The following is a 9101-nucleotide window of genomic DNA, read 5'->3' on the forward strand; positions in this document are numbered from 1 at the left end:
TGGAGGAAACATGCAGCTGTTAATTAATCATTTAGGCTACGAGCAATATGGCCACAAGCAGGCGGTTATCCAATCGGCATCAGCGATTGATGTCTTGCATGCCGAACTGTTATGTCGTCGCAGCCACCAACCTATTATGCAGCTGCCTCTTGAGACCTGTGGTCCGGTCGATCAATGGCATACAGGGCTCACCTACACAGTCGATTTCTCCGCACTCACCGAGTGTGGGAAATACCAACTACGTGTCGGTGACAACTTGTCTGAACCATTTGCTATCGCCGAGGGGCTATTGATGACTCGCACCTTCAGCGATGTCCTGCACTATTTTAAATCCCAACGCTGTGGCGGTAAGTTTGATCTTGCTGACCAAACGATTCCGCTACTGGGCACCGACACCCGGGTCGATGTCCGTGGTGGCTGGTATGATGCTTCAGGCGATGTTAGCAAGTACCTCAGCCACCTCTCTTTCAGCAACTATTTTAACCCCCAGCAAATCCCTATGGTGGTCTGGAATATGCTGACCGCCTTCGACGCCTTGTCCGAGGAACCAGCATTTTCCGCTTTCACCCGCACTCGCCTACTGGAAGAAGCCCTACATGGCGCCGATTTTCTGATGAATATGCAATCTGAACGAGGCTTCTTCTATACCACGGTATTCGATAAATGGAGCAAGCAAACCGACCAACGTGAGATTTGTAGCTATGCCCATCAAAGCGGTAACAAAACGACTGACTACCAAGCAGGCTTCCGCCAAGGAGCAGGCGTAGCCATAGCCGCTCTAGCCGCTGCTTGCCGGATCCTACAAGGCCCTGCCGCATCACAAATCGGTTATCCTGCGGTTAACAGCGCCCGTTACCTCACGGCAGCCGAACATGGCTATTGGCACCTGATCGAATGCAACCAACAATACCTCGATGACGGCTGTGAAAATATCATTGATGAATATTGTGCTCTGCTGGCGGCGGTAGAGTTATTCCGTGCCACCGACAATAGCGACTTCCTCAAGCAAGCTCGCCTGTGGGCCGACAAGCTGGCCCAGCGTCAACACAGCGATTCGCAGCAAAATCATTATTGGTCCGCCAACGGTGATGGCTCTCGCCCCTACTTTCACGCGGCTGAAGCCGGGTTACCGGTGATCAGCCTACTTCATTACTTGGCGGTTGAGCCGGAAGCAAAACGCCAACAAACATTGAGCTGTGTGGTTGCCAATGCCGTCGCATTCGAATTAGATATTACCCATGAAGTCACCAACCCCTTTGGCTATCCGCGCCAGTACACCAAGCCACTGGATGGCAGTAAAGCGTCAGCATTTTTCATTCCCCACCACAACGAGACTGGCTACTGGTGGCAGGGTGAAAATGCCCGCTTGGCTTCCCTTGCCAGCATGGCATTCCTCGCTGCGGGCAACGCCGCATGCCAGTCACTGCGACCACAATTAAAAGCCTATGGCCAGCAATTGCTGGATTGGCTGCTGGGCTTAAATCCTTTTGACATATCGATGCTTGATGGTCATGGCCGCAACAACCCGGACTACCTACCGGAGCAGGGTTTCTTCAATGCCCGTGGTGGGGTATGCAACGGTATCACTTCGGGATTTGACAACGAACATGACATCGCATTCAACCCAGCCCCTCAACATCAGGATATATTGCAAAACTGGCGTTGGGGAGAACAATGGATTCCTCATGCAGCTTGGTATTTGTTGGCCGTAGCGCTGCAGTATAAGGAGCGACACAATGACTGATTCAATTCTCTATTTCGTCGGGGTCGACGGTGGGGGTACCTCTTGCCGTGCCAGGATCACAGACAACAACGGCCACGTATTGGGCGAGGCCAAAACGGGCAGCGCCAATATCATACTTGGTACCAAGCTCGCCATGGCCTCCATCGTCGATGCTATTGCCACTGCCGCAGCTTCGGCTGGGCTGGGTAAAGACAGCTTCTCATCCATGTCCGTCGGCCTGGCCCTTGCCGGTGCCGAACAGCAATCGGCTTGGTATGAATTCATGTCGCTACCGCATCCGTTTGCGACCGTTACCCTCAATACTGATGCCTACGGGGCCTGCCTTGGTGCTTGGGGAGGAGAGGACGGTGCCATTCTCATCGCCGGTACGGGATCATGCGGGATCCTACTCAAAGACAATGAGCAACATGTGGTTGGCGGCCGCGAGTTTCCTATTTCAGATCAAGGTGGTGGTGCCGTAATGGGGCTTCGCCTGATCCAGCAGACCCTGCTGGCACATGATGGACTCCGTCCAATCACACCACTGGCTGAGCATGTGATTAGCCATTTCAATCAAGATATCGATTCTATCGTCAGCTGGTCAAAAACAGCCCGTCCTTGTGATTACGGGCAGTTTTCACCCACTATTTTTTCACATGCTTATCAAGGAGATACACTCGGCATCGAGCTACTCAATCAAACAGCATCCGATATTGAAATGTGGATGAAGGCCCTCACCAACCGTGGTGCCGAAAAAATCTGCCTGATGGGCAGCATTGCCGAGCGGATCACACCTTGGCTGATCCCCCCTTTGCAACAGCGTATCACCGCTCCTCAGGGTGATGCTATGGATGGTGCGCTGGCAATGGCCCGCGCTAACCACAACCTTTACCCTTTGTGAGGTTGCTATGAGTTTTCGTCTCGATTTTGTCGTCATAGAACAGCAGCAAGATCAGTCCCGCTTGGCCCTGACGTTGCACAACTTATCAGATAAACCGCTGGCTCAGTGGTCACTGCATTTTACGTTTGGCCGCTGGATTGATTCCTCCAGCTTGACTCATGGCAAGCTGGAACAAACCGGAAGCTACAATATTTTAACTTCCGGCCGCAAGGAAGCACTGAAGCCAAATGGCCACTTCTATACCGAGTTTACTGTTGGTACCAAGCCTTTCAGCCTATTGGATGACGGGATCATCGATGCCTTTATCTGCAGCGGTAATTCGACGTCGTTGATTAATCCGCTGCCCGTCGAGATCACCGCTTTTGGCTTGCAACACCCTCAACTCAAACGTCATACCACAGCACTTGAGGCCGCAGCAGAAATCAATATTATTCCTGCCCCGCAGCACCTCAAGCCACTGGGAGGGCTTTTTGCCCTGACCCCACACACTGCTATTGAGATTGACACTCCTCTTGCTGAGGGGAGCAGCCGCTGGATAAGCACAGAGCTTGAAAACCTGCTTAATGAAAAGGTGGCCGTTCACGCCGCGGGTAGCATCCATTATCAATACCGCGAACACCTCGCGGACAGCGCCTATCAACTACTGGTTGAACAAGACGATATTTGGCTCATGGCCAGTACCGAAAGCGGCTTCAGCCATGCCACCGCTTCCTTGTTGCAATTGCTGCCGTCACAACCCAGTCATCAGGCAGACATGGCCTATCATATTCCTATGGTGGAAATCTGTGACGAGCCACACTTTGCCCACCGCGGCATGATGCTTGATTGCGCCCGCCATTTTCATCCCGTCGAGAGGATCAAATTTTTACTTGATCAGCTAGCGCGCTTCAAATTCAACATCTTCCATTGGCACCTTACGGATGATGAGGGCTGGAGGATTGAGATAGATGCCTACCCAGAACTGACCCAGACGGGCGCCTGGCGAGGGCCCAACGAGCTTATCCAGCCGCAATTTACCACCATTAGCCAGCGTTATGGCGGCTACTACAGCAAACAAGAAGCCCGCGACATTATTCGTTACGCCGCCGACCGCGGCATCATGGTAATACCTGAAATAGACATACCGGGACACAGCCGAGCAGCCATCAAGTCGTTGCCAGCCCTGCTGACCGATCCCGATGACAAGTCGATTTACCGCAGCATCCAAGGCTACAACGACAATATCCTGTCGCCAGCTCTGGAGGGCACCTATACCTTTATTGCCAATGTCCTGGATGAAATCTGTGATCTTTTCCCTGCCCCATACCTTCACATCGGTGCCGATGAAGTACCTTCGGGCGTATGGGCTGATAGTCCCGCTTGCCGTGCTCTAATGGAAAAACATGGTTATGAGGATCCCAAAGAACTTCAAGGCCATTTATTACGTTTTGCCGAAAAGCACCTTAGTAATAAGGGCAAACGGATGATGGGCTGGGAAGAAGCCACCCAAGGTGACAAAGTCAGCAAAGATACCATCATTTTTTCCTGGCTGAGCGAAGAAGCAGGACAGAAATGTGCTCAAGCTGGCTATGACGTGGTTATGCAGCCGGCTCAGGCAACCTATCTCGACTTAGCGCAGGGCGAGTCTGCCGATGAAGCTGGCGTCGATTGGGCAGGACGACTTCCTCTTGAGCAAGCCTACCAGTACCAACCTTTGGCCAAATTACCGACTGACGACCCAGCTCACCAGCATGTCAGGGGGATCCAGTGCGCCCTGTGGTGTGAGCTTGTTAATAGCAAAAGCCGACTCGAATACATGCTCTACCCACGCTTGCTCGCCATTGCAGAGGTCGCCTGGACAGCCCCTGAAAATCGTAGCTGGGCAGACTTTTCAGCCCGTCTCAACGGGCAGTTCGCTTATTTGGACAAAGTAGGCATCAATTACCGTCGCTGCGAGTAAGGCGCAGGGCAACGATTACAATAAAAGGATTAAACCACCATGAAATACGGCTTTTTTGATAACGACAGTAGAGAGTATGTGATCACTCGTCCCGATGTGCCTGCACCTTGGACCAACTACTTGGGAACCGAAAAATTTTGTACCGTAATCTCACATAACGCAGGCGGTTACTCATTCTATAACTCACCAGAATACAACCGAGTGACCAAGTTCCGACCGAATGCGACCTTCGACCGCCCGGGCCACTATGTCTACCTGCGCGATGATGAAACCGGTGACTATTGGTCTATCTCCTGGCAACCAGTGGCAAAAAGCCTGGACGAAGCAAGCTACGAAGTTCGTCATGGCCTGTCTTACTCGAAATTCAAGTGTGACTACAACGGCATCGAAGCCACCAAGACTCTGTTTGTACCAAAAGGTGAAGATGCCGAGGTATGGGATGTTGTGATCAAAAACACGTCTGACAAGCCACGTACTATTAGCGCTTTCTCTTTTGTAGAGTTCTCTTTCAGCCACATCCAATCTGACAACCAAAACCATCAGATGTCTTTGTACTCTGCGGGGACATCATACAAGGATGGCGTGATCACATACGATCTTTACTACAACACCAACGATTTCGAGGGTTTCTACTACCTCGCATCTACCTTTGATCCAGACTCATATGATGGTCAACGTGATAGCTTCTTAGGTACATACCGTGATGAAGCGAACCCACTCGCCGTTGAACAGGGAAAATGTTTCAACACTGCACAAACGTGTTACAACCATTGCGGTTCCTTACATAAGCAATTCACCATCCAGCCGGGTGAGGAAGTACGTTTTGCCTACATCCTAGGTATCGGTAAAGGTAACGGTGATCGTCTGCGTGCGAAGTACCAAGATCTCGCTGAAGTTGATAATGCCTTTGCTGGTATAAAACAACACTGGAATGAGCGCTGTGAAAAATTCCAAGTTAAATCGCCTAACGAAGGCCTAGACACAATGATCAACGCTTGGACGCTGTACCAAGCAGAAACCTGTGTGGTTTGGTCACGTTTCGCTTCATTCATTGAAGTAGGTGGTCGTACAGGCTTGGGTTATCGCGATACTGCGCAAGACGCAATATCGGTGCCTCATGCTAACCCAACAATGACGCGTAAGCGCTTGGTTGACTTACTGCGCGGCCAAGTGAAAGCGGGTTACGGTCTACACTTATTCGATCCCGATTGGTTTGATCCAGAAAAAGCAGATGTTGAACCATCTAAATCACCAACGGTCGTTCCAACGCCATCTGATGATGACAAGATCCACGGCATTGAAGACACCTGCTCTGATGATCACTTGTGGTTAATTCCAACGATCTGTAGATACGTCATGGAAACTGGCGAGCACAGCTTCTTTAACGAAGTGATCCCATACGCAGATGGCGGCGACGCAACTGTCTATGACCACATGAAAGCCGCACTAGACTTCTCTGCAGAATACGTGGGACAAACCGGTATCTGTAAAGGCCTGCGCGCTGACTGGAACGACTGCCTAAACTTAGGCGGTGGTGAGTCTTCAATGGTGTCATTCCTTCACTTCTGGGCTCTACAAGAGTTTATTGACCTTGCTAAATACCTTGGCAACGATGCTGATATTCAGAAGTACACCATAATGGCAGCTAACGTTCGCGAAGCATGTGAAACACACCTTTGGGATGATGAAGGTGGTTGGTACATCCGTGGTCTAACGAAGAATGGTGACAAGATCGGTACTGCGCAGCAAACCGAAGGCCGTGTTCACCTTGAGTCAAACACATTAGCCGTTCTATCGGGCGCGGTGTCGCAAGAACGCGGCGAAAAAGCAATGGATGCAGTTGATGAGAACTTGTATTCAGAGTACGGCTTACACCTAAACTCACCATCCTTCGCAACACCAAACGATGATATTGGTTTCGTTACTCGCGTCTACCAAGGTGTAAAAGAAAACGGCGCGATTTTCTCCCACCCTAACCCTTGGGCATGGGTTGCTGAAGCGAAGCTAGGCCGCGGTGACCGTGCAATGAAGTTTTTCGATGCCCTAAACCCATACAACCAAAACGACATGATTGAAAAACGTTATGCCGAACCTTACTCATACGTTCAGTTCGTCATGGGCCGAGATCACCAAGATCATGGCCGCGCTAACCACCCTTGGTTAACGGGCACTTCTGGCTGGGCGTACTTCGCTGTGACTAACTTTATTCTCGGTGTTCGTACTGGTTTTGATGGCCTGACCATCGATCCTTGTATCCCAACAAACTGGCCAGGCTTTGAAGTAACTCGCCAATGGCTTGGTGCGACATACAACATCCAGGTGGTCAATCCTGATTCAGTGAGCAAAGGCGTGAAATCCATAATGATTAACGGCGATCTGGTAACAGGTACAACAGTAGCCGTTCAAGCGGAAGGCACTGTTAACGACGTTATCGTAACACTAGGCTAACCTGATGGGCAGCAGTCGCACTGCTGCCCTCTTTCCTAAGGAATATCCCATGATCCAATTTGGTACAGGTGGCTGGCGCGCTTTCATTGGTGAAGAATTTACCAAAGACAATGTCTGCCTTGTTGCCCAAGCACTATCAAACATAATTAATGATGAAAAAGTCGCTGAACACGGCTTCATTATTGGTTATGACCGTCGTTTCCTGTCAGATAAAGCCGCTTGTTGGTTTTCTGAAGTCCTCGCGGCCAATAGCATCAAAGTCAGCTTTATCGACAAGTTTGTTCCAACGCCAATCGTAATGTTTGAAGCCAAAGAGCGTAACTGTGCTTATTCAGCTTGTATTACCGCTTCTCACAACCCTGCTGACTACAACGGTATTAAGATATTTATCGAAGGTGGTCGCGATGCTGATGAAGTCATCACGCAAAAGATTGAACAGCAGATTGCAGTGCTTAAATCTGAGCATGTAAAACACGTTGATTTTGAACAAGCGATTGATGACAAACTGATTGAAATCATCAACCCAATGAATAACTTTGTTGATTCAATCATTAACTTTATCGATATTGATGCGATCAAAAAAGCCAACTTACGCGTACTGATTGACCCTATGTTTGGTGTGGCGAAAAACGCACTGCAAACCGTGTTAATCAATGGTCGCTGTGAAGTCGACGTGATCAATGATGGCAAAAATCCAGATTTTGGTGGTTTAATGCCATCACCAAATGCCGCAACACTTTATCGGCTAATGCACCTTGTTGCTCAAGAAGGTTACGACATCGGTATTGGTACCGACGGCGATGCTGACCGACTCGGGATCATCGATGAAAAAGGCAACTTCATCCATCCTAACGAAGTCCTACTGCTGCTCTATTACTACCTGCTTGAATATAAAGGTTGGAAAGGCTCTGTAGTGCGTAACATTGCCACAACGCACATCCTTGATAAGATTGCTGCCGATCATGGCGAAAAGAGCTTTGAGGTACCAGTAGGCTTTAAGCACATTAGCTCACAAATGGAAGCCGATGATTCGCTTATTGGTGGTGAAAGCTCTGGCGGCCTGACAATACGTGGCCATATCAAAGGTAAGGATGGCGTGTTTGCGTCCAGCTTGCTGGTTGAAATGATCAGCGTGACAGGCAAAAAACTGTCGGAAATGCTCGATGAAATCTACGGCAAATACGGTTTTGCGTATACCGCGGAAGGTGACTGCACTTTCCGCCCCGCCGCTCGGCAAGCCCTCTACGACCGGATATACATCAACAAAGAACTGCCTGATTTTGAATGGGAGATTGAACGTGTCAGCTATGCTGACGGTGCCAAGGTCTACTTCAAAAATGGCGGCTGGGCATTAGCTCGTTTTTCGGGCACCGAGCCTCTGTTGCGACTATTTGCCGAAATGGAGAATCGCGAGCAGTCTGAGAAAGTGGTCCGCCAATTAAAAACATTCTTAAACTTGTAAGTTTCCTCCTTTCTCAGTACTAGCCGTACCACTGCCGAGGCTAGTGCTGGGGATACACGTTGAGCCCTAAAGTAACACGCGCTTTGCTGTTACATTTCGCAGGCTTTCTGCCTTCGCGGCAAGGGTAGCTTCGCTACCCTTTTTCTTTGCTTATTATTTCTTTCGGAACGACGGGGTACCTTGTCAGGGCTAGTGATCCGGCGGGATTCATTCGACCGCAAGGCGAACATAACCTTCAAACGTAAAAAAGCCCAGTCTTTCGACTGGGCTTAGTATAATACCAATCTAAGTAAAAATATGATCTAATTAAGGTTACTCTTTCAGACAGTCACATCGCTATGGATAGCCTCAATAATATCGACTTCAAAAAGTTAGCAAGCCAACAAAAATCTATTCAAATGAAAATGAGGCTGCTCGCACTTGCCCACTTCAAAGATGGCCACTCACGAACACAAATTGCTCAGTTTCTTAAAGTCAGTAGAACCAGTGTGAATAAATGGGTTCACACCTTTCTCGAAGAAGGTCTCGAAGGGCTACAAGAAAAGCCAAGGACAGGCAGACCCGCATTCTTAACATCAGCACAAAAAGAGCAACTCGGCCAATACATCAAAGACAAAGCCCATGACCC

Annotated in this window: 6 protein-coding genes; all 6 read left to right on the plus strand. The window is 49.6% G+C overall.

The features are described 5' to 3' along the window. Positions 1–10: 10 nt before the first annotated feature. Positions 11–1744: a glycoside hydrolase family 9 protein gene (locus tag ACVA53_RS07020; protein ID WP_446504780.1), complete on the plus strand. Its 1734-nt coding sequence runs from the start codon at positions 11–13 to the stop codon at positions 1742–1744. Between the two features lie 4 nt (positions 1745–1748). Then, positions 1749–2624, plus strand: a complete 876-nt coding sequence (locus ACVA53_RS07025) for a BadF/BadG/BcrA/BcrD ATPase family protein (protein WP_446504786.1) — start codon at positions 1749–1751, stop codon at positions 2622–2624. Between the two features lie 7 nt (positions 2625–2631). After that, entirely contained in the window at positions 2632–4563 is a 1932-nt protein-coding gene (locus ACVA53_RS07030) for a beta-N-acetylhexosaminidase (RefSeq protein WP_446504781.1), read from the plus strand. A 39-nt stretch (positions 4564–4602) separates the two neighbouring features. Continuing rightward, the gene (locus ACVA53_RS07035) at positions 4603–7011 is read left to right on the plus strand and encodes a GH36-type glycosyl hydrolase domain-containing protein (RefSeq protein WP_446504782.1); all 2409 of its coding nucleotides are present in this window, start codon (positions 4603–4605) and stop codon (positions 7009–7011) included. Between the two features lie 49 nt (positions 7012–7060). After that, complete coding sequence (locus tag ACVA53_RS07040) at positions 7061–8473, plus strand: phosphoglucomutase/phosphomannomutase family protein (protein WP_446504783.1); 1413 nt, start codon at positions 7061–7063, stop codon at positions 8471–8473. 338 nt (positions 8474–8811) lie between these two features. Further along, positions 8812–9101: helix-turn-helix domain-containing protein (locus ACVA53_RS07045; protein ID WP_446504784.1), on the plus strand; the 290-nt coding region annotated here is incomplete at its 3' end.

The organism is Photobacterium sp. DNB23_23_1 (genome assembly GCF_052873815.1).